16 protein-coding genes, 3 pseudogenes and 1 riboswitch are annotated in these 21,742 nt (G+C 37.9%); of the genes and pseudogenes, 13 read left to right on the plus strand and 6 right to left on the minus strand.

Going from position 1 to position 21,742, the window contains the following annotated elements; translation table 11 throughout:
- Positions 1–462: 462 nt before the first annotated feature.
- The 4 genes and pseudogenes from STRIC_RS00605 to STRIC_RS00615 all read left to right on the plus strand — a co-directional run bounded on the left by STRIC_RS00605 (position 463) and on the right by STRIC_RS00615 (position 4,027).
- The gene (locus STRIC_RS00605) at positions 463–1,452 is read left to right on the plus strand and encodes a LacI family DNA-binding transcriptional regulator (RefSeq protein ID WP_008087357.1); all 990 of its coding nucleotides are present in this window, start codon (positions 463–465) and stop codon (positions 1,450–1,452) included.
- A 193-nt stretch (positions 1,453–1,645) separates the two neighbouring features.
- Positions 1,646–2,902, plus strand: a pseudogene (locus STRIC_RS00610) (PTS transporter subunit IIBC); the annotation flags it as partial.
- Positions 2,903–2,952: 50 nt separating this feature from the next.
- A pseudogene (locus STRIC_RS13005) lies at positions 2,953–3,126 on the plus strand (hypothetical protein); the annotation flags it as partial.
- 79 nt (positions 3,127–3,205) lie between these two features.
- Complete coding sequence (locus STRIC_RS00615) at positions 3,206–4,027, plus strand: endonuclease/exonuclease/phosphatase family protein (protein ID WP_008087381.1); 822 nt, start codon at positions 3,206–3,208, stop codon at positions 4,025–4,027.
- Between the two features lie 90 nt (positions 4,028–4,117).
- On the opposite strand, the gene STRIC_RS00620 is transcribed toward STRIC_RS00615, so the two are convergent.
- The 4 genes from STRIC_RS00620 to nrdI form a co-directional block, all read right to left on the minus strand.
- Entirely contained in the window at positions 4,118–5,155 is a 1,038-nt protein-coding gene (locus STRIC_RS00620) for a M42 family metallopeptidase (protein WP_008087286.1), read from the minus strand.
- 78 nt (positions 5,156–5,233) lie between these two features.
- The gene (locus STRIC_RS00625; RefSeq protein WP_008087378.1) at positions 5,234–5,788 is read right to left on the minus strand and encodes a membrane protein; all 555 of its coding nucleotides are present in this window, start codon (positions 5,786–5,788) and stop codon (positions 5,234–5,236) included.
- 3 nt (positions 5,789–5,791) lie between these two features.
- Positions 5,792–6,784 carry a nucleoside hydrolase gene (locus STRIC_RS00630; protein ID WP_008087001.1) on the minus strand — a complete coding sequence of 331 codons (993 nt, stop codon included), beginning with the start codon at positions 6,782–6,784 and terminating at the stop codon, positions 5,792–5,794.
- A gap of 118 nt (positions 6,785–6,902) precedes the next feature.
- Positions 6,903–6,947, minus strand: a riboswitch (PreQ1 riboswitch).
- A gap of 57 nt (positions 6,948–7,004) precedes the next feature.
- The gene (gene nrdI, locus STRIC_RS00635; protein ID WP_008087214.1) at positions 7,005–7,466 is read right to left on the minus strand and encodes a class Ib ribonucleoside-diphosphate reductase assembly flavoprotein NrdI; all 462 of its coding nucleotides are present in this window, start codon (positions 7,464–7,466) and stop codon (positions 7,005–7,007) included.
- A gap of 414 nt (positions 7,467–7,880) precedes the next feature.
- Between nrdI and STRIC_RS00640 the strand changes: the two genes are divergently transcribed.
- From STRIC_RS00640 to STRIC_RS00665, 6 genes and pseudogenes are all read left to right on the plus strand, one after another.
- Entirely contained in the window at positions 7,881–9,356 is a 1,476-nt protein-coding gene (locus tag STRIC_RS00640; RefSeq protein ID WP_008087100.1) for a helix-turn-helix domain-containing protein, read from the plus strand.
- A gap of 286 nt (positions 9,357–9,642) precedes the next feature.
- Positions 9,643–10,566, plus strand: a pseudogene (locus tag STRIC_RS00645) (YSIRK-type signal peptide-containing protein); the annotation flags it as partial.
- 343 nt (positions 10,567–10,909) lie between these two features.
- Positions 10,910–11,677 carry an LPXTG cell wall anchor domain-containing protein gene (locus STRIC_RS00650; RefSeq protein WP_162097579.1) on the plus strand — a complete coding sequence of 256 codons (768 nt, stop codon included), beginning with the start codon at positions 10,910–10,912 and terminating at the stop codon, positions 11,675–11,677.
- A gap of 193 nt (positions 11,678–11,870) precedes the next feature.
- On the plus strand, positions 11,871–12,473 hold the full coding sequence (locus tag STRIC_RS00655; RefSeq protein WP_008087106.1) for an MFS transporter: 603 nt from the start codon (positions 11,871–11,873) through the stop codon (positions 12,471–12,473).
- A gap of 5 nt (positions 12,474–12,478) precedes the next feature.
- On the plus strand, positions 12,479–13,042 hold the full coding sequence (locus tag STRIC_RS00660) for an MFS transporter (RefSeq protein ID WP_162097580.1): 564 nt from the start codon (positions 12,479–12,481) through the stop codon (positions 13,040–13,042).
- A gap of 104 nt (positions 13,043–13,146) precedes the next feature.
- Positions 13,147–14,010: an IS982 family transposase gene (locus STRIC_RS00665; protein ID WP_008086983.1), complete on the plus strand. Its 864-nt coding sequence runs from the start codon at positions 13,147–13,149 to the stop codon at positions 14,008–14,010.
- Positions 14,011–14,125: 115 nt separating this feature from the next.
- Here STRIC_RS00665 and STRIC_RS00670 read toward each other — a convergent pair whose 3' ends face one another.
- Positions 14,126–15,880, minus strand: coding sequence for a 5'-nucleotidase C-terminal domain-containing protein (locus tag STRIC_RS00670; protein ID WP_008087304.1), 1,755 nt, complete (start codon positions 15,878–15,880; stop codon positions 14,126–14,128).
- 253 nt (positions 15,881–16,133) lie between these two features.
- On the opposite strand from STRIC_RS00670, the gene STRIC_RS00675 reads away from it, so the two are divergent.
- On the plus strand, positions 16,134–18,353 hold the full coding sequence (locus STRIC_RS00675; protein WP_008086921.1) for a RelA/SpoT family protein: 2,220 nt from the start codon (positions 16,134–16,136) through the stop codon (positions 18,351–18,353).
- 13 nt (positions 18,354–18,366) lie between these two features.
- Entirely contained in the window at positions 18,367–18,810 is a 444-nt protein-coding gene (gene dtd, locus STRIC_RS00680) for a D-aminoacyl-tRNA deacylase (RefSeq protein WP_008087032.1), read from the plus strand.
- Between the two features lie 182 nt (positions 18,811–18,992).
- Here dtd and STRIC_RS00685 read toward each other — a convergent pair whose 3' ends face one another.
- Positions 18,993–20,303 carry a staphylokinase domain-containing protein gene (locus STRIC_RS00685; RefSeq protein WP_008086929.1) on the minus strand — a complete coding sequence of 437 codons (1,311 nt, stop codon included), beginning with the start codon at positions 20,301–20,303 and terminating at the stop codon, positions 18,993–18,995.
- Positions 20,304–20,783: 480 nt separating this feature from the next.
- On the opposite strand from STRIC_RS00685, the gene STRIC_RS00690 reads away from it, so the two are divergent.
- The gene (locus STRIC_RS00690; protein ID WP_008086970.1) at positions 20,784–21,638 is read left to right on the plus strand and encodes a helix-turn-helix domain-containing protein; all 855 of its coding nucleotides are present in this window, start codon (positions 20,784–20,786) and stop codon (positions 21,636–21,638) included.
- The last annotated feature ends 104 nt before the right edge of the window (positions 21,639–21,742 follow it).

Here is a 21,742-nt window from a genome sequence, read left to right on the forward strand (position 1 = left end):
CCTTTCTTTTAGCATAACATATCTCAAAGACATCATTCAATGCCTTATTAACCATAACTAAAAAAATCAGTCTGAGATCAGCTTCTAGCTGGTCTCAGACTGTAGAAAAACCCCATCTCCCTACACCAATAGGATGAGAAGCTTTGCAAGGGATTTACTAAATATCCTATTTCTGCGAGCGATAGCGAGCTTATTAAGGCTACTTCCGCCGTGCTGAAAGTGTCTAAAATCCTTTTAATAGAAAGATTTTAGACACTTGGAACTGGCGAGACCTTAGGCTCGACAATTAGGTATGGAATTCTTCTAAGGATTCGCTACCGTCCGACAGTACCTAAGGAAAGTAGTAAAAAGTGACTTTTTCGTTAAACTGAGATCAGCTCCTAGCTGGTCTTTTTGATTTAAGCAGTTGACAGTTGCTACTAAAATGACTATTCTAGAAGAAAAGATTATCAGGAGGGGACTTTGGTTACTATCAAAGATGTTGCAAGGCTAGCAGGTGTGTCGCCATCGACAGCTTCAAGGGCGATGCATGATAATGCCATGATTAGTCAAGCTACAAAAGACAGGGTTAGAAAAGCCATGGAAGCATTGGACTATTCTCCCAATTACTCTGCTCAAAACTTGGTCAAAAAGCAGTCTAATACTGTGGGTATTATCTTACCTGTAAGAGAAAGTCAAGAGAGCTTGGGGAACAATCCCTTTTTTATGCAAATTATTCAGGGGATTGCAGCCATTTGTACGGATCATGGCTATATGGTTAGTCTAGCGACTGGACGTTCTGAAGAAGAGCTTTTGAAAAATGTTCAAAATATGATTCGCAGCGGTAATATTGGTAAGCTAGTCTTTTTATATTCCAAAACGGATGATCAGGTCTTTGAGTTTGTTAAAAATCAGTCTGTGGACTGTGTGGTAGTAGGACAATCGGCACTTGAGAATAAAGGAAATGCCAAGTTTGTGGATAATGATAATCGACAAGCAGGTTATGATGCTGCTAATTTTCTCTTTCAAAAAGGCTGTCGCCAGATTAGCTTTGTCTATACGGATATGGCTGAATTAGTTCAGTCTGATCGCTATCAGGGATATCATGACTTAATGACAGAGCATGAGTTGACTCCGCATGCTTTTCATCTCAACAATAGCCAAAACCAATTGTGTGATCAAGAGAGTTTGGCTTATGTGAAAGAAAATCCTGACAGAGCCTATATTACTTGTGATGATTTATTAGCCATTAGCTTGCAGCGTTTGCTAAAGCAAGTAGAGTCTAACGAAGATACAAAGATGATTAGTTTTAACAACTCCATGCTAGCAGAACTTGCCAGTCCAGCATTGACTTCAGTTCCTTATCAACTGGGAGAAAAAGCGGCTGAGTTGGTCTTAACTGGCACTGATAGAGACTCAGAAACAGTCCTAATTCCCCATCAAATTATTGAGAGAGCTTCAACAAGTCAATAGAATAGTGAAGACTGGCCTCGGTCAGTCTTTTTAATCTTTTTTTGAGAAAACGCTTTACAAAATAATAAAAGGTTAGTATAATATGTGTAACAAAAGCGCAAACGTTTGCGTAATTTGTTAATCTCATCATCTAAAGTTGCTAGAAGTATTTATTAATGGCTTCTTAGCCCTGTTTTTTCAAAGGAGAGGAAGAATGAAAGGTTCGTTCAAACAAGTCTTTAGTTTCGAATTTTGGCAAAAGTTCGGGAAATGTCTTATGGTAGTCATTGCTGTAATGCCTGCTGCTGGTCTTATGGTTAGTATCGGAAATTCTATTCCTATGATTAATCCAGATTCTCATCTGTTAGCAACTATCGGTAACGTCATTGCTCAAATTGGATGGGGAGTAATTGGTAATCTTCATTTGCTTTTTGCCTTAGCTATCGGTGGTAGCTGGGCTAAAGAAAGAGCTGGGGGAGCCTTTGCTTCAGGTCTGGCTTTTGTTTTGATTAGTCGCATTACAGGAGCTATCTACGGGGTTAATGCAGCGATGTTGGCGGATCCCGAAGCTAAAATCAAGAGTATTTTAGGCACTGAAATGATCGTAAAAAATTATTTCACCAGTGTTTTAGAATCACCTGCTCTTAACACGGGGGGTTTCGTTGGGATCATAGCTGGTTTTGTGGGGGCTACAGCCTTTAACAAATATTACAATTACCGTCGCTTACCTGATGTCCTAGCCTTCTTTAATGGGAAACGTTTTGTGCCCTTCGTGGTTATTGTCAGATCAGCCATCGTTGCCTTGATTTTGGCACTGGTGTGGCCAGTTATTCAATCTGGTATTAACGGTTTTGGGATGTGGATTGCTTCGTCTCAAGATTCAGCTCCAATTCTAGCACCATTTTTATACGGTACTTTAGAGCGCCTCTTGTTGCCTTTTGGCTTGCACCATATGTTAACCATTCCAATGAACTATACAGCCCTTGGTGGCACCTATGAGGTTATGACTGGTGCTGCAGCAGGGACCAAGGTATTTGGACAAGATCCGCTTTGGTTAGCCTGGGTGACTGACCTTGTCAACTTAAAAGGCAGTCATGGCGCTTCTTATCAAGAGTTAATGCACACCGTGATACCGGCTCGCTTCAAAGTTGGTCAAATGATTGGCGCAACAGGAACCCTTATGGGGGTAGCCCTTGCCATGTATCGAAATGTCGATGCGGATAAAAAACACAAATACAAAATGATGTTTATCTCGGCGGCAGCAGCAGTCTTCTTAACAGGGGTGACAGAGCCTTTAGAATACATGTTTATGTTTGCAGCTATGCCACTTTACTTGGTTTATGCTGTGGTACAAGGTGCTTCATTTGCTATGGCAGATCTTGTCAACTTACGTGTTCATTCTTTTGGTAATATCGAGCTTTTGACACGTACGCCAATGGCCATCAAGGCGGGACTTGGCATGGACTTGATACCGTTGCTTTAAATGGCGTTCCTTTTTCTGTCAAAGTCAATCAAGGACAAAAAGTTGTGGCAGGAGACTTATTAGTCGTAGCTGATTTAGCTGCTATACAATCAGCTGACAGAGAAAAGACCATTGTCGTTGCCTTTACCAATACTACTGAAATTAAATCTGTTGACCTTGTGGCAAAAGGCGCACAGACAGCTAAGACGCTAGTCGCTAAAGTCAACCTTTAACATATCTTTAGAGAGAGTGATAGGACAAGGGGAATACCCTCTTACTTCCTATGACTCCTCTTGTCTTATAGGAGAAGAAATGACCAAGCTATTAACGCTAAATACCCATTCATGGATGGAAATCAATGCTTTAAAAAAATTAGTTGATATGGCCGAGCATATCTTGGCTGAAAAGTACGATGTGATTTGCTTACAGGAGATTAATCAATTAATGGAAAGTGAATTAGCTACCTCTTTACCAGCTTATCAAGCTATTCCAGGAACACCAGCCGTTCATAAAGATAATTTTGCTTTGCTGTTAATCCAGTACTTAAAAAAACGAGGGCAGCATTATTATTGGTCGTGGGCTTATAATCATATCGGCTACGGGATTTACCACGAAGGGGTCGCTATCTTATCTAAGCAACCCATGCAGACATCAGAAATCTTAATATCGGCCATGGATGATGAGAAGGATTACCATACTAGACGAGCTTTGATTGCTAAAACGACCATAGAAGGAAAAGAAATTACAGTGGTTAATGGTCACTTGTCTTGGTTTGATAAAGGCTTTATTGGAGAATGGCAACGTTTGGAAGAGAAGTTAAAAAGCATTGATAGTCCATTGATAGTCATGGGAGATTTTAATAATCCAACAGATCAAGCAGGCTACCAATTAATCTTAGATAGTCAACTAGGCTTAAGAGATAGTCATGAGATAGCAGCTTATCGCTTTGGAGAACACAGCATTGTCGCGGATATTGATGGCTGGGAAGATAATAAAGAGGCCTATAAGGTGGATCATATCTTTACGACTGAAGAATTTAAAATCCTATCTTCTAAAATCACCTTTGAAGGAGGCGAAGCACCAGTCGTGAGCGATCATTACGGTTTAGAATTCACCTTAGAATGGGCAAACTAAAAAAGAAGCATGCGCTTCTTTTTTGTTATTTAGAGATTGGCTAAGCTAGATTTACCGCGAATTAAAATAACTTTTGTCATCCTTTTTGCCTTAGTCAATCATGGAACTCTTGAGATAAGCATCTACTAAGCGTTCGGTAGCTTGGATGGAGTCCATGTGAGTGCGTTCATAGGAATGACTGGATTCAATACCTGCTCCTAGCAAGGCGTGTCTGACCTCAGCGCCTGCTCGCATGGCGGCTGAAGCATCACTACCATAATAAGGATAGATATCTAATTGGTAAGGAATATTGTGACTTTGGCACAAAGAGACCATGTGTTGACGCAGACCATAGTGGTATGGGCCTGAGCCGTCTTTGACACAAATAGAAACCGTGTATTCATCTGTGGCTTGATCATCGCCCATAGCTCCCATGTCAACAGCCAGATATTCTACGGCCTTAGGAGAAAGGCTAGAATTGGCACCATGTCCTACTTCTTCAAAGGCTGAGAAATAAAAATGAGTGGTGTAAGGCAGACGAATCTGCTCCTCATGATAAGTTTTCAGGAGATTCAATAAAATAGCAGCAGATATCTTATCATCCAAATGACGCGATTTGACAAAGCCAGAATCGGTAACAACCACACGAGGATCAAAGGAAATAAAATCACCTACTTCGATACCAAGAGCACGTGTTTCGTCAGCGTTGGTCACTTTCTCATCTAAACGAATTTCCATATTAGCCTGATTGCGCTCAGCAGTCCCCGCATCTTTGTAGACATGGACAGAGGTTTGGTGCATTAAAATCGTACCTGAGATTTCCTTACCAGTCTTGGCTACATGAACGGTACAATTTTCCCCTTCGATAGCATTGTAGACAAAGTCGCCAACAAGATCCATTTTGAGGCGACCATCTGATTTAATAGCACGAACCATAGCCCCTAAGGTATCTAAATGAGCAGTCACAATACGGTGCTTATCATCGTTTTTTCCCTTGACGGTTACCATAAGTCCACCTTTTGTGGTTGCAATAGCTTGGTAACCAAGAGCATTGATTTCCTTTTGGACATAGTCCATGATGACTTGGGTAAAACCAGTCGGAGAAGGGATATTGGCTAAAGTAGTCAGGTATTCAAGTGTTTGTGTCATCATAACTCCATTCTTGTTTAAAACTCAATATATCAGTCTCATTATACCATGTTTAGGAGGAGAATGCGTCCTAGCTCCTTAAGAAGAAGGGAAGCTTCTAGTGACTTGTTTTTTAAGGCTTTTTACAAGGAGAACCACGAAGAACAGACTTATCAAGCGATCCAAATAATCGGTTCCTGATTGAACCAGAATAACGCTTAAGGGCATGTTAATCCCAAGGCCATGGAGGGCTTGAACCAAGAGACTTGACCCACTAGAAGTAATGCACTTAAAGAGCAAAACAATAATCAAAGAAGCGACTAAGGTTCCTGGCAAGGACAGGATTAGGCTTTGCCAGAAGAGATTCTTAGATAGCCTTGTCTTTGGTGCGAGAAAGCCACAGATAAGAGACGTTAAAATAGCTACTGGCGCATAAAAGAGGGCAAAGATATCGGTGCTTGCCCAAGAGATGAGAGCACTAAGGAGTGCTGTTAGTGCTCCTAACCAAGGACCAAATAGCATGGAGATAGTTAGGGTGCCAAGCATATCCAAATAAATCGGTAAGCGCAAGAAGAGCGCCAAATTGGCACCGATAACATTAAGGGCAATGGCAACTGCCATGAAACTAAGTACTTGTGTTTTTCCTTTTGACATGAGTTATCCTAACTTTAGAGTGTCTATATCCTGACGGATTTGATGGTGTGGGGCTTCTAAAATAGGAGCCATAAAATCTTCCCAAAAGGGGCATGTCTCAACGCTTGTTAAGACATGGCTATTAGCCTTTTTCTGGTAAAAATCTGCCTGATCGACAATGCTTTTCCCCATGGCAGGTCCTTGTGTCACAATCTCAGTGTAACTGTCAAAGCCCTGGCAAATGGAAGGCTCTAAAAAATAAGCAAGGGCTAAAGGATCGTTGATGACACAACCAATCAGATGTTCGTATTGCCAATGAAAGTCATTATAAAAAGCAGTGATGGCTGAAGTGATGGCTGAGATGAAGGCTGTCACCTCAGGGTTTATACGGGACATGTAGGTAACACGATTAGGATCCAAGACAATCTGGCGCGTGACATCTAAGCCAACCATTTCCACCTTGCGTCCCAAGTCTTGAAAGACCTTATCAGCAGCATGTGGATCACACCAGTAATTGTACTCTGCCACAGGCGAGCAGTTGCCGTGAGACTTGAAGCTACCACCCATGCTGACAAAACGATGACAATGCTTGCCAAGGTTTGAGTTCCTGGTTAGGGCCTGAGCGATGTTAGTTAAGGGCCCCAAAGCAATGATAGCTGTCTCTTTAGGCCTAGAAAAATAGTTAGCTAAAAACTGATCAGCACTTTCTTTCTGCACAGTTTTAGTGACAGAAGGAACCAGCTGACTCTCTCCTAAACCGTCCATGCCGGGAGTATTTTGAGCGGAGACAAAGTCTCTGACTAAGGGGTTTCCTTGCCCCAGATAGATTGGAATATGCAGACAATTGGTTTTCTCAAGCAGTAAGATAGCATTTTGAAGCCCAATATCAACAGGGACATTGCCTTCTACAATGGTAATGGCAACCACATTTAAGTTGGGATGCTTAAGGGCGTATAGTAAAGCTAAGCTATCATCAATCCCTGGATCACAATCAATAATGACGTCTCTTGAAAACATAAACAACCTTTCTAAAAAACAAAACGTTCGAGAGCATAACTCCCGAACGTTTAACATAGGTAACCATTTTCTAGAACATGTGAAAAAAGCTTGAGGCTACGCCAAGCAATTGAAAAGGGGTTACTTAGTTTTTTATTCTGGGAAGTTTTCGAACCAGTCCAGGAAATTCCTGAATTTCATCTCTTAGTCTACTACGATTTAAAACACTTGTAAAGAGACTTTAATAGCTTTCTGTTGCTTTTTCATAATGTTCCACAATAATTTTAGCTAGGCGCTCAATATCAGCTTGGTCACCTCGGAGTTCGAAATCTCCTAATAGAGGAAAGCCAAAACGCTTTGCATATTGTTTAGCCGTTAAGCAATATTGTAGATTAAAATTCTTGTTACCTGAGCCAATGATACCCAGACAGTTTTTAGCGTTATCATGTGCAGCAATAAAGTCACCTAGAGGATTGGTTAGAATCTCAATATCTCCAGAATCACTTCCATTTCCACCTTCTAAATAGGTAGGTAAGATAGCAACAAAAGGTCTTTTTACAGGAAAAGTCTCATGTTTTAAGTCTTTGATATTAATAGGCTCAATCAATAACTGATACTGTTCCTCAAGATAAGGGATGATACGTTTAACAAAGCTTAAAGTATTGCCGCTTAAACTAATAAATACGATAGATAGGTTTGGCATGTCGTCTCCTTTTTTAAGAATAAACTAGTATTTTTTAAATAGTATCATAAGCTAATCCTGTTTACAATTGGAACTTGTATATCATAATCATATTATTGGGATAACAATCTTAGACAAACATGATTGATTAGAACAAAGCAGGATTAATCCTAAAATAAAAAAAGGTGAAAAAAAGAACGATTAAAGAAGTAATAAAAGGTTCATAAAGAAACTTAGCACCCTAAAAATATTTTTTTTAAAAAAAAGAATGGTCTCCATATAATGTGTATATATTACATCAAAAAATGTGAATACTATTGTAAGAAATAAAACTATGCTCATTTAGTATTTATTTGTGTTATAATATAATCGTTTACATTCTAATCGGTATGTTATGAGAGTTAGAAGAAAAATAATATTAAAGGATGAGAGAACATGAATGTTAGTAAACTATTTACTAAACAGCAATGGAGAGAATTGGAACTGATTGCCTATTTAACTGACCACCCTAATAAAACTGGTGTCAAAGACAGAGAACTGAGCAAGGTTCTAGATAGTACAATATTGACCCTACAGGCTAGTTTAGCGAATTTACAATTGATGAGTGGTATCGGAAAAGTACATTATGAAGATAGTTATTTGAAAATAGAATATTATGATAATTGTGGCTTACAGGAAGTTTATCAAAAGGCTCTAAGAGGGTCTCAAGCATTAAAATTGATGTCTATACTTTTTTTTAAGGAGTTTGCTTCATTGGAAGACCTGTCAGAAGAATTATTTATTAGCTTATCTACGTTAAAAAGGCTTATTACTAGAACGAATAGCTATTTGAAAAAAGAATTTAATATCTTCATATCAACTAGACCCATCTCGGTAATGGGTAATGAACACAATATCCGTTTATTCTATTTAAAATATTTTTCAGAAGCATATACTATAACTGAATGGCCCTTTGAAAGCTATTTAAATAAAAAGAATCATGAACGGTTAATTTCATTACTGGTAGAAAAGACATCTTTAAATATAAATTTTGCCTTATTTCAACATCTTAAGATTGTAAGTGGGGTAAACTTAATTCGTTTCCAAAAAGGCTATAGAATCAATGAATATAATAACAATCAAGGAAAGCTCCTTTTAAATGCATTAGAAAATTCGAAAGAGATGAAGGATTTATCCTCACTTTTTCGAATGAAATTTAATTATTACATAACTGAAGATGTTCTAACGGAATTATTCTCTAATTATCTAGATAAAAGGCTTGAACTTGGGATTTCAACTAAAACTGTTGCTTTCTCAAGAGAAGTTACTCCCTCTCCTTATATACTATCAAGTTGGATAGCAGTACTAGATTCTTTTGAACAAAAGTTGAACCTAAGTATTTCAAATAAATATAATTTAGCTGTCCATCTTCATGCCACTGTCATCTTAGGGCAAGAAGATATAGGTGTCAACTTTTTAGTCTATGATTATAAGCAAAACTATCTTACTCTGCTGAGTTCTCAATATGAAACGATCTATAGCTGCTTTTTAAACCTTGTAGAAGACTTATATGATAAGAATCACATTCTTTTGGATAGTGATTTGAGAGATAATCTACTTTATTGTTTTTTTATCACCTGGGAAAATTTTTATCTTGAAATGAGACGAAAACAATATAAATTAAAAGTACTGGTAATTGAGCGTAGCTATAGTAATACAGGTAACTTTTTGAAGCGGTATGTAGGAGAGTTTTTTGAAGTAACCAATTTTGAAGAATTAAAAGTTATGGATATTGATCTTGTGGCAATAGCTGAAGAATATGATTTAATTGTTACAGATGTTATTATAGAAAGGGTAGAAGGTGTAGAAATTTTATTTTTCAACCGTATGATTCCAACTCTAGTAGCAGATAGACTTAATGATATTATCTAAGGTTGAATACTCCATAAAGATTAGAACAAAGTGGTAGTTCCAACTGTGTAAATAGTGCCATCGATAGTGAAAAATAGATAAAGGGAGCAGAGATTTAAATTATAATAATTTGAAAATTGCCCTAACAATTAGAAAAACAGTCCGCGGAGTGATAGAATTTTAAAAAAGTGAACTTGAAATAGGGGATGTTATTTGTTAAAATTGAGTTAAGCTTGAGTATCAAGAAATAATTTGATTATTATTTGACTAAGTGGTAAAAATGATATACACTAAAAAAGGAGAAAAAATGACTAGAGAAAACACGAATAAGCACTATTCGCTTAGAAAGTTGAAAAAAGGCACTACATCAGTAGCAGTAGCTTTGTGTGTCTTGGGAGCAGGATTAGCAAGCCAAACAGAAGTTAGGGCGGACTCTGTAGTTAGGGAAGTTAGTCTTGAACAGGCTACAGATGACCCGGATACAAATACAAATACAATTACAGAGGAAGCGTATAGAGCTCTAGAAGAAACTTTATTAGGAGTTTTGAGAGATCATTCAATTCTATTTGAGGAAAAACAAAAAGAATTGAATGATCTCAGTAGTGAGCTTGAGCTTAAAAATAGGAAAATCGCAGAACTAGCAAATGAGAATGATGAATTAATAGACGAAATCGAAAGATACAGTGATGTTATCCAACAAGCAAATCGTGAAGCTAGTGCTAGACAAAAAGAATTGAATGATCTCAGTAGTGAGCTTGAGCTTAAACAAAAAGAATTGGATGATCTCAGTAGTGAGCTTGAGCTTAAATTTAGGCGAGTCGCAGAACTAGAAGATAAGAACAATAAATTAATAGACGAAATCGGAAAATACGCTGATGTTATCGAACAAGCAAATTTTGAAGCTAGTGCTAGACAAGAAGAACTTGCAATAGTTCAACTTCAACTAGAAGCTAAAAATGCTGAACTAGAAGCTAAAAATGCTGAAATTGAAAGCTTGAAAGTTCAAGGCAATATGAAAGCAGAAGAGATTGCTAAGTTGGAATCAGAAGTTGATATATTGGAAATCGCTAGACATGACTTGAATCTGGACATTGCAGTTTTACAAGCTAAACTGAATGAAGCTAATGCAGATAAAGCTAAACTCACAGAAGAAAAACAAGTCTTGGAAGCAAGCCGTGAACGCACAAACAGCGATTTAGAGGCGGCTCGTGAGGCTAAGAAACAAGTTGATGCAGAACTTGCAATAGCTCAACGTCAACTAGAAGCTAGGGAAGTTAGTCTTGAACAAGCTACAGATGACCCGGCTACAAATACAATTACAGAGGAAGCGTATAGAGCTCTAGAAGAAACTTTATTAGGAGTTTTGAGAGATCATTCAATTCTATTTGAGGAAAAACAAAAAGAATTGAATGATCTCAGTAGTGAGCTTGAGCTTAAAAATAGGAAAATCGCAGAACTAGCAAATGAGAATGATGAATTAATAGACGAAATCGAAAGATACAGTGATGTTATCCAACAAGCAAATCGTGAAGCTAGTGCTAGACAAAAAGAATTGAATGATCTCAGTAGTGAGCTTGAGCTTAAAAATAGGAAAATACGCAGAACTAGCAAATGAGAATGATGAATTAATAGACGAAATCGAAAGATACAGTGATGTTATCCAACAAGCAAATCGTGAAGCTAGTGCTAGACAAAAAGAATTGAATGATCTCAGTAGTGAGCTTGAGCTTAAACAAAAAGAATTGGATGATCTCAGTAGTGAGCTTGAGCTTAAATTTAGGCGAGTCGCAGAACTAGAAGATAAGAACAATAAATTAATAGACGAAATCGGAAAATACGCTGATGTTATCGAACAAGCAAATTTTGAAGCTAGTGCTAGACAAGAAGAACTTGCAATAGTTCAACTTCAACTAGAAGCTAAAAATGCTGAACTAGAAGCTAAAAATGCTGAAATTGAAAGCTTGAAAGTTCAAGGCAATATGAAAGCAGAAGAGATTGCTAAGTTGGAATCAGAAGTTGATATATTGGAAATCGCTAGACATGACTTGAATCTGGACATTGCAGTTTTACAAGCTAAACTGAATGAAGCTAATGCAGATAAAGCTAAACTGAAAGAATCAAAAGAGAAAGAAGAAACACCTAAGACTCCAGAGAAGCCAGAAGCACCTGGCAGATCAAGTATGCCTTGGACAGCGTTAACGCCTGCTACACCAATCGCTAAAGACGAGAAGAAACTTCCATCAACTGGCGAAACTGTGAACCCATTCTTCACCGCAGCAGCCCTGCCAGTTATGGCAACAGCTGGTGTGGCAGCAGTCGCAAAACGAAAAGAAGAAAACTAAAAACATCGTTCCTATTCCCCAATAGCGATAAAAGTTAAAAGAAGTTTGGAGATATCTTCTCCAAACTTCTTTTTTATAATAAGATGTTTAGTCAAAATTTGAAAATAAGCTATAAAAACTAAGTTATGCCCATTTCATCTTTTTACTTTAATTGTATAATAAGATTAGTAGTCATAATAGAAAGGTATAATCTATGACATCATCCCTTGAAGAAATTAGCATTCTATCTTTATCATTAGTTCTTGTGTCAGTATTTGCTATTACCCCGATCTCTCATGATATGTACGATTACTATTCACTTCCTCTATCAGTTATTGAAATATTAGTATCACTGCCATCTTTAACGATTATGCTTGTGCTAATCATTTCTCCACTTTTGACAAAAATACTGAGTGAGCAGACTATTATTACTACTGGTTTAATTATTACGGCTTTGTCTGGAGCTTTCCCTGTATTAATCCAATCATATCCGCTTGTTTTTGCTTCTAGGGTATTATTAGGTATTGGGATAGGATTAGTTAATATTAAAGCTATCTCTTTGATTGGAGAGCGTTACGATGGAGAGGTGCGACAACGACTATTTGGTTACAGGGGAGGGGTGGAGGTCTTTGGATCAGCGTTTCTCACATTTTTAGCAGGTCAGTTAGCAGATTTTGATTGGTCTTATAGCTTTTTAGTCTATTCTTGTGCTTTAATAATTCTGTTATTGTACGTTTTTTTGTTCCCTGTACCATTGATACTGGCGACAACGCTTATGTTACTACAGAGGAGTCAACTGAAAAAAGCACTAAAATGAGTTTCGTGCAAAACTTATATTTGTTTTCACTAATAGGGTTAGCAATGGAAACTGTTCTTATAAATGCATCTATTTATCTTCGACTTTTTGATGTAATGAGTAGTCTAGGTGATTTTACAAGTAGTCAGAGTGCACTGTTATTAGCAAGTCAGCAACTAATTGGTATAGTAGCTGGAATTTTGTTTGTTTTCTTTGTTAAATATTTTAGACACTATTGCTTTACTTTTGCAGAAGTAGGACTTTGTCTATCGCTTATTAGCTTAGTCTTTTCTCGCTATATAAGTTCTTTTGCTGTAGCGACTATTTTAACAGGCTTTTTTTTCACGATCAAAATTACTCTTATTTTTAATGCTTTACCTGAATATTTTCCTAAAATACACCTCAGTAGAGTCACTTCCTTAGTTCTTCTCGGCTGTAGTTTTAGTGCTTTCTGCGTACCATTAGTATTAAAACTTCTTGGATCAATAGTTGGAACGTCAAGAAATATATTTTTATTATATGCATTTTTATCACTTTTATTGATTATCGTACTATTTATAGTAGAAAAAACTAAGAATTCTACTTATTAAGATAATAGATATCTATACCCGTGGTGCTAGTTAATCTCAAAATACAATAAAAAGCCCAAAAGGACTATACTGTAAGTGCCTACACAAACAGGAGGTTAGTCCAAATGAGCCACTTACAGTATACAGCTAAATCCCATCACTTACAATGGAATATGCGTCAATTATCAAAAATTTGTTCTCAGTTTTATCAGGATTATTGTCCGGAAGACTTCAAACACCGTCGTAACGTCTGTCTGTCCAAAGTTTCAGACCAATCTCTTCTAGTTTTACTGCTATTACAAGCTGAACTAGGTATTAAATCACAACGTCACTTTTATAGGATTTGTCAGCTATTTCCCTGCGGTACATTACTAGAAAGAAGTCGCTTTAATAGGCGTGCAAGACAGTTGATTTGGCTGGTTCAAGTGATTCGTCAGGCAATGAACACTCAAATTTCTCCCAATACCATTGTTATTATAGACAGCTTTCCTTTGCCACTTTGTCAATCTATTCGTAACCACAGGTTCAGACTTTTCAATGGGATAGCTAATATTGGTTACACCGCCTCTAAACATATGTGGTTTTACGGTTTTAAGGTTCACATGCTAGTGACCTTATCAGGCTACATTCTGAATTATGTTGTCAGCCCAGCCTCTGTTCATGATATTAAGGCAGTTTACGAGTTGCTAGAAAGGTGTGAACAATCCGTCATTTTAGCAGACTTAGGTTACCTTAACCGTGAGCTGAAAGATGAGTTGAAGCAAAATGGCTATCACCTCTGGACTCCCTTGCGTCAAAATATGGAAGGGGCTAAACAGCATAATCATTGGAAACTAATGGCTATGAGACGAACCATTGAGACTAGATTTTCAGAACTTTGTTCCCTTTTTGATATGGAACGAACACTGGCTAGGGGCATGACAGGGCTGCAATTGAGGATTGAACAAATCATACTAGCTTACAATTTGAGATATTTTGAAATTAACTAGCACCATGGGTATATCTATATAAAAAGTAATCCAGGGAACTACATAAAGATAGTTCCCTGGATTGCTTTTTATGGGTCAGACTATACTGACTAATGATGTTGCTAGGTATAGAAAATTAATTTTGTTTTCTAGGCTTTTTAAATAAGGCAACTAAGCCCACGAGGGTCATTCCAAGAATAGCTAGTCCAGTTGATTGTTTTTGGCCTGTTTTTGGTAAGCTTGCTTGCATTTGGCCAGAAGAACGTGTTTCTTTGTAAACTTTTGCTGCTAATTGGTGGATGGCTTGACGATCCGCTTGGCTCATGCCTGTAGATGTCATGCTAGTCATTTGGTCCGGCTTCATATAAGTGAATGTGAAATCACTAAAACCTGCTGTTGCTGAAGGACCCACATAAGCAATATCTTTTGAGTTGGCAATTAAGTCTTTAGCTTTATCAGCGCTCAAGAAACGTAGGTCAAGTCCGTTGATGGTATCTGCGAAGTACCAGTTATTATCAGCTGAAGGATTAATGGTTTTTTCAGAAACGATATAATCAATAATGGCTTGACGATTTTCCAATTTGAGTAGACGGTTTACGGTAGCATTTTTAACTCCAGGGAAGTTTCCGCTAGCACGATAATTGTTAGTTACTACGATAAACTCTTGGTCGGCAGTGACTTCTTTGCCCATGTATTTCAGATTACGAACACGGCTAGAGTTAGGGTTAACCAGATTACCATCTTTGTCATATTTGTTAGCTTGGGTGACGTCAAACTCATAAGTAACGCCATCAATGACATCAAAGTTGTAGGTACGGAACTCAGTGTTAACTAAGTTTTGAGCTTCTTTATTAGATGGGTTAATCGTGTTAAATTGACCAGCAGCCATTTCCAACCATTCTTTGAGGTCAGCACCATTAACTTTTAAGATAGCTGTGACGTTATCATAAAGATATAAGTCAGCTACGTTTTTAATGGCAATAGGTCCTACAGGGATGTCAGTGTAAGCACTTGGATCGTTACGAGTACCGGCTTTGAAAGGCACTGCAGCTGATAAGAGAGGAAGGTTAGCCTCTGCTGTACCGGCTAATTCTTTGGCAGCGTACCAGCGTTGTGCATTGTTAACAATTTGAATTGATGGGTCATCTTTGACAAGGGCAAAGTAACTGGTAATAGGAGCAGAGGTCGTTCCCACTTGTTTACGCACATAAGCAACTGTGCCATCATGTGCTTCTTTAGCAATCTCAACAATAGAAGCGTCAGCAAGTTCTGATTTAGTATCAATTTTACGAATTTGAGCGTGGCTCTTATCTTTATTAACAGACCATTTGCCATTTTGGAAAGTAATTTCAAGATCGATAAGACCTAGATGATCTCCGTATTTCCCAGCCATGATAACAGGTGTTCCTTGAAGAATATCTCCGTTATCTACTAAAACCACATTACTGTTTTCTTTACGAGCTTCGTCGATTAGCACAGCTGTTTTAGCTAAACCAAGTTTTTGCGAAGGCATATCTTGGTAATAGTCATAATTGACAAGGTTGGTATGGAGGTCTGTTGTAGATAAGATACGCAAATTAAGGCTTTGCCCTTCTACAGGGGTTTGAGCCATTGTGTCTGATTGACTAGCTTCAGAAGAAGCTTTTTCACTAGTTTCAGTTGTAATAGCTTCTGCCTTTGGTGCTAAAGTCGCATCCAGCTGATTTGTAGTTACATTAATGTCAGAAGATTCTGAATTCATATCCGCTGACGGAAGTTTTTCAGCAACGTTAGTGGCTAGATTTGACGCAGTGTCACTAACAGGTTCTTCTGCATGAACTAATTGGCTACTTGAAGCCGCTAAAAAGAGAGACAAAAGCAATGCGCATTTTGAAACATCTTGTTTTTTCATAAACAATCTCCTATTTTCCTAAATAATAGTTTTACCTATCCATTATAGCTCATGGAAGCGGTTGCATCAACAATAAAGACGAACTATTTTGGAGACTTGTTTCCAAAACATTTTGGTTATGACTGCTTCTTTGTTAAAAACCATAAAAGTTAGAAGAGAAACTTAGGAGAAAGCTTGACACTCAAGGATTCCTTCTTTTTCTTTTGAAGTGAAAGTGTTAAAATAGGTAAAAGAAAAGTAGACGAGGATGAGAATGGCTAAAGAAATTAATTTATCAGGCGAGGAAGTGATTGCACTTACTGCCAATTATCTGAATGAAAAGGATGTGGCTTTTGTCAAGAAAGCATTGGACTATGCAACGGCTGCTCACTTTTATCAGATTAGAAAGTCAGGTGAACCCTACATCGTCCACCCCATTCAAGTAGCAGCTATCTTGGCAGATTTGCATCTTGATGCGGTAACAGTGGCTTGTGGCTTTTTGCACGATGTGGTGGAAGATACAGATATTACCTTAGAAAATATAGAAGCCGATTTTGGGAAAGATGTCCGTGATATTGTAGACGGTGTGACCAAGTTAGGTAAGGTAGAATATAAATCTCATGAAGAGCAACTAGCTGAAAACCATCGTAAGATGCTTATGGCCATGTCAAAGGATATTCGTGTCATCTTAGTGAAGTTAGCTGACCGCCTTCACAACATGCGCACACTCAAGCATCTTCGTAAAGATAAGCAAGAGCGTATTTCAAGAGAAACGATGGAAATTTATGCCCCTTTGGCTCACCGTTTGGGGATTAGTCGCATCAAGTGGGAACTTGAAGATTTGGCCTTTCGTTATCTTAATGAGGCTGAGTTTTATAAGATTTCGCATATGATGAGTGAAAAGCGTCGCGAACGTGAAGCACTTGTAGAAGATATTGTGACGAAAATCAAAACCTACACGACAGAACAAGGCTTATTTGGGGATGTCTATGGACGGCCAAAACATATTTACTCTATCTATCGTAAGATGAGAGATAAGAAAAAGCGGTTTGATCAGATTTTTGATTTGATTGCTATTCGATGTGTTATGGAGACTCAAAGTGATGTCTATGCTATGGTAGGTTACATTCATGAGCTATGGCGTCCGATGCCAGGTCGCTTCAAAGATTATATTGCTGCGCCAAAGGCCAATGGCTATCAGTCTATTCATACCACGGTTTATGGGCCAAAAGGTCCTATTGAGATTCAGATTCGTACCAAAGATATGCACCAGGTGGCTGAGTATGGGGTTGCGGCGCACTGGGCCTACAAAAAAGGGGTTCGGGGAAAAGTAAACCAAGCCGAGCAAAAAATGAGCATGAATTGGATCAAAGAGTTGGTTGAGTTACAAGATGCCTCAAATGGTGATGCGGTTGACTTTGTGGATTCTGTTAAGGAAGATATCTTTTCAGAACGCATTTATGTCTTTACCCCAACAGGTGCTGTTCAAGAATTACCCAAAGAATCAGGTCCGATTGATTTTGCCTACGCTATCCATACGCAAGTTGGGGAAAAGGCGACAGGTGCTAAAGTCAATGGTCGTATGGTTCCACTAACGGCCAAACTAAAAACAGGTGATGTGGTAGAGATTGTCACCAACCCTAATTCCTTTGGGCCTAGTCGAGACTGGATTAAGTTAGTCAAGACCAACAAAGTCCGTAATAAAATTCGTCAATTTTTCAAGAACCAAGACAAAGAACTATCTGTTAATAAAGGGCGCGAGCTCTTGGTGAACTTTTTCCAAGAGCAAGGCTATGTGGCTAATAAATACTTGGAGCGTAAACGCATCGAAGCCATTTTGCCAAAAGTCAGTGTCAAGAGTGAGGAAACACTCTATGCGGCAGTTGGTTTTGGAGATATCAGTCCAGTCAGTGTCTTTAATAAATTAACTGAAAAAGAACGCCGTGAAGAAGAACGTGCCAAGGCGAAGGCTGAAGCGGAAGAGCTGGTAAATGGTGGTGAGGTTAAGCACGAGAATAAAGATGTGCTTAAGGTTCGCAGTGAAAATGGCGTCATTATTCAAGGAGCATCTGGACTTTTGATGCGTATTGCTAAGTGTTGTAATCCTGTTCCTGGAGATCCTATTGAAGGCTATATCACCAAGGGACGGGGGATTGCCATTCACCGTTCTGATTGTAACAATATCAAAGGACAAGATGGCTATCAAGAGCGCTTGATTGAAGTAGAGTGGGATTTGGAAAACTCTAGCAAGGATTATCAAGCTGAAATTGATATTTATGGACTTAATCGTAGTGGTCTTTTAAATGATGTCTTACAGATTTTGTCCAATTCAACCAAGAGCATCTCAACAGTTAATGCCCAACCCACAAAAGACATGAAGTTTGCTAATATCCACGTTAGCTTTGGAATTCCTAATCTGACCCACTTAACAACAGTGGTTGAAAAAATCAAGGCGGTTCCTGACGTTTACAGTGTGAAACGTACCAACGGCTAGGAGGAAAATAATCATGAAAATTGTGATTCAAAGGGTTAGTAGAGCCTCTGTTAGTATTGATAATCAGGTCGTGGGCGCTATTAAGCAAGGATTGGTTCTGCTAGTTGGAATCGGTCCAGAAGATCAGCAAGAGGATCTGGATTATGCTCTTCGCAAAATTGTCAATATGCGCATTTTTTCAGATGCAGACGATAAGATGAACCTGTCCATTCAGGATGTTGCCGGTAGTATCTTGTCTATCTCTCAATTCACCCTATTTGCGGATACTAAAAAGGGTAATCGTCCAGCTTTTACAGGGGCTGCAAAGCCTCAGATGGCAAGTGATCTTTATGATCGCTTTAATCAAGCATTAGCTCAAGTGGTTCCCTTAGCTTGTGGACAATTCGGGGCAGACATGCAAATCAGCCTTGTCAATGGTGGACCAGTTACCATTTTATTAGATACTAAAAATCGTTAACTTCCTGTTAAGAAAAAGACAGGATACCTTTAGTCAAAAGCCATATGAAAGTGATTCCCTTAGGGAGTCGCTTTTTTCTTGTTTAGAATGAAGGGTAAAACCAAAAAAACAAACCATCCTTGTGATGATTTGTTTTCAGGGGAAGAAATAACCCTTTGAGTTGCTTTCTTCTATAGTATTAATTACTTTTCAAAAGTAGTTTCAGGCGCAGGTGTCCCTAAATCACGTAGGTAGCTATAAGCTTCTCTTTCTTCTTCGCTATAGCGATCTTTGTCATAAGCAACATGATAGCTAGCATTTTTACCCTCAGGACGTTTAGCCATGTAGATTGTTACTACGCGGTTAGCTTCATCTTGGTTATCGTCAACTTTTCCGGTTAGGCTATAGTCTAAGATTCCAAAAGCATCTAAATTGTTTAATAAGAGTTTGTGTTTATCACGAACGTCATACAAATCTGCAAAATCAAGTTGGTGTTCATTTTTAAGGTATAGGCTCTCACTTCTTAGAGTGGCTTTATTCTCATCGTCTACGTAGTTAACAGTCACTAAAGACATATTGCTACGGTCAGCATAATTGTAAGGTTTGTCACCTTTTTTCATAATATAGTAAACTTCAGAGATGACATCTGTGTTTTGAGCTTTTTCTTTATCTCCAGATTTTCCATTTATTTGATAAGCTTGCTCTCTATCTTTAACCTGATAAGTAAACTCATCTTGACCTGAAAAGATGGTACGGAAGATGTCTTTATCATGAGTGACAACTGCGGATTCACGTTCTGTAATGAGATATTCTGGATATTTTTGTGAAAGAATCGTTTGAGCGATAGCTTTTAATTCAGACGATGTGATACTATCTCCGACAGCTAATTTTTTCAAGTCGTACATATCTCGAAGTAACGGTTTGAAATCGTCATCGCCGTTTTCTGAGATAAAATTCACTTCATAATTGATTTGAACATCTTCAGCTGATTCTGTGATAGCTTTTGCTTGATATGGTTTGAGACGAACATGTCCGCTTAACAGGAAGTTTTGGTTAGGGTGGATAGGAACCGTTACAGAATCATCTTTATCTGCAAAGTAAATCTTGTTGTATCTATCTGTAATCTTAGCATCATCTGCAAAATCGATGACTTTGAAGTAATCAGCATTTGTACGCGCATTTGCCACTAACTTTTCTTGGATGACTTTTAGCAAGTCAGCTTTTTCAAGTTTTCTGCTAGTATATGCAGAGTCAGAATCAAATTGTTTTGATTTTTGACCAGGTTCTTTTCCTAGTACAGTATTTAATTGAAGATCGAGTTCAGAAATTTTAATATTAATTTCTTGATTAGTGCCTTCAACGATACCATTAACATTAATAATCAATTTGCTGTTTGTTGAAGTTGGAGTGTCTAAAAGCCAACCTGGACCAGCGATAGCATGGACAGGTTTACTTGCTCCAAGTGTTATGGCAGATAGTAGTGCAACCATCCCAAAAGATAAACGTTTTTTCATAAATACCCCTAAAATATTAAGTTTTTGCCGGCTAAATTAGTCTAGCAGAAGAAATTTACCCATACAAGAAGAGGGAAATTAAACCATCTCTTTTCAATGAGCCTTTCATAATAAAAAAATGATGACCTAAAAAGAAAAATGATGATATTTTTTGAATATTAAATGACCACATCCTTTTAAAACAGGCGTGTATCTTATTTTATAAAAATTTAATGTATAAAAATTCTTTTTAAATAAATATTATACTTTTATACGAAAAGATTAGAAAAATTATTATTTTTCAATTACTTAGAAAATACGGATTTCAAGTTCAAAAAACTAAAAAAAAAAATAATTCGCTTTTAAAGTCTTTTTAAGCGTTTTATGAGATGAAAACTAAAAAAGATTATGCTTTTGTTAAGGGCTAGCTATTATTTCTTTTAAAGAGAGGTCTTATTTATATGTTATAATGGTCTAAAGACCTTCACGAAAGGAGAGCTTATGAAGCTGAAGGATTACTTCCCAGACATGACAAGGGGCTCTCTCCCTTTAAATGATGACCAGTGGATTAGCCTTGAAAATGAAGAGGGCTACCTTCATTTACCTAAGAATGGGTTATCAGAGCGAGAGCTTCTCTTATTAGAGTTGATACAAAAGCAAACTCAAGAAAAGAGGGTAGGGGATATCTCCTCTCCCTGGTATCCTTACTTGATTGAACAAAAAGGAAAGCAGCCTCATTATTTTGCTCAGTGCCAATTCATATACTTAAACCATCATCTTCCCCTTTCAGAAGATCTCGTTGACTTGTTCCATAGCTTGATTCCAGGAGTTGAAGTTATTTTACCTGTCAGTCAGACTCGGACCGTTTTGTTGTTACGTCAGGAGACTGACGCGGATACTCTGCGAGTGTTGGCAGATACTCTTCCTACTATTGAAAGCGACTTTGGCTTGGCACTTATGATTTTTGTTGGTAACAGTTGGAATAAGCTGAGCGGGACAGCTTTACGGGATTATTTTGAAGAAGAAAATGCTCTCTTTAGTCATTATCTCAATCAGAAAGCCGCAGGGAACCTAGTTACTTTTGCTAAGCTCATGCTCTGGTCACTATTGTCTTCGGTAGGATTTCCCCATTTAGAGCAACATTTCAGTCAAGTCCTATCCAATCATAAAGAAATGTCAGAAGTGGTGTTGGCCATGTGGCAATCTCAAGGGAATTTGGTTCAGACAGCTCAAGCTCTCTTTATCCACCGAAATTCACTTCAATATAAATTGGATAAGTTTGCGCAACAGTCGGGGTTACATTTGAAAAACTTAGATGATCTTGCTTTCGCCTATCTCTTTTTGTTAAAACATTAGTTTTGTGCAAGGTGCCCAAAGAAGTTTGGGCGCCTTGTCTATTTTATGAAAGCGGTATCTTTGTTATAATGAAACCATCAAATAAATGTGTCGGCATTGGTGAA

It is taken from the genome of Streptococcus ictaluri 707-05 (genome assembly GCF_000188015.2).
GTDB classification, from domain to species: Bacteria; Bacillota; Bacilli; order Lactobacillales; family Streptococcaceae; genus Streptococcus; species Streptococcus ictaluri.

Bases quoted from the DNA above. Each gene is read 5' to 3' on its own strand.
- STRIC_RS00655 (WP_008087106.1), top strand. From the start codon at position 11,871: ATGACATCATCCCTTGAAGAAATTAGCATTCTATCTTTATCATTAGTT.
- STRIC_RS00690 (WP_008086970.1), top strand. From the start codon at position 20,784: ATGAAGCTGAAGGATTACTTCCCAGACATGACAAGGGGCTCTCTCCCT.
- STRIC_RS00685 (WP_008086929.1), bottom strand. From the start codon at position 20,303: ATGAAAAAACGTTTATCTTTTGGGATGGTTGCACTACTATCTGCCATA.
- STRIC_RS00625 (WP_008087378.1), bottom strand. From the start codon at position 5,788: ATGTCAAAAGGAAAAACACAAGTACTTAGTTTCATGGCAGTTGCCATT.
- STRIC_RS00615 (WP_008087381.1), top strand. From the start codon at position 3,206: ATGACCAAGCTATTAACGCTAAATACCCATTCATGGATGGAAATCAAT.
- nrdI (WP_008087214.1), bottom strand. From the start codon at position 7,466: ATGCCAAACCTATCTATCGTATTTATTAGTTTAAGCGGCAATACTTTA.
- STRIC_RS00670 (WP_008087304.1), bottom strand. From the start codon at position 15,880: ATGAAAAAACAAGATGTTTCAAAATGCGCATTGCTTTTGTCTCTCTTT.
- STRIC_RS00675 (WP_008086921.1), top strand. From the start codon at position 16,134: ATGGCTAAAGAAATTAATTTATCAGGCGAGGAAGTGATTGCACTTACT.
- dtd (WP_008087032.1), top strand. From the start codon at position 18,367: ATGAAAATTGTGATTCAAAGGGTTAGTAGAGCCTCTGTTAGTATTGAT.
- STRIC_RS00640 (WP_008087100.1), top strand. From the start codon at position 7,881: ATGAATGTTAGTAAACTATTTACTAAACAGCAATGGAGAGAATTGGAA.
- STRIC_RS00620 (WP_008087286.1), bottom strand. From the start codon at position 5,155: ATGACACAAACACTTGAATACCTGACTACTTTAGCCAATATCCCTTCT.
- STRIC_RS00630 (WP_008087001.1), bottom strand. From the start codon at position 6,784: ATGTTTTCAAGAGACGTCATTATTGATTGTGATCCAGGGATTGATGAT.
- STRIC_RS00665 (WP_008086983.1), top strand. From the start codon at position 13,147: ATGAGCCACTTACAGTATACAGCTAAATCCCATCACTTACAATGGAAT.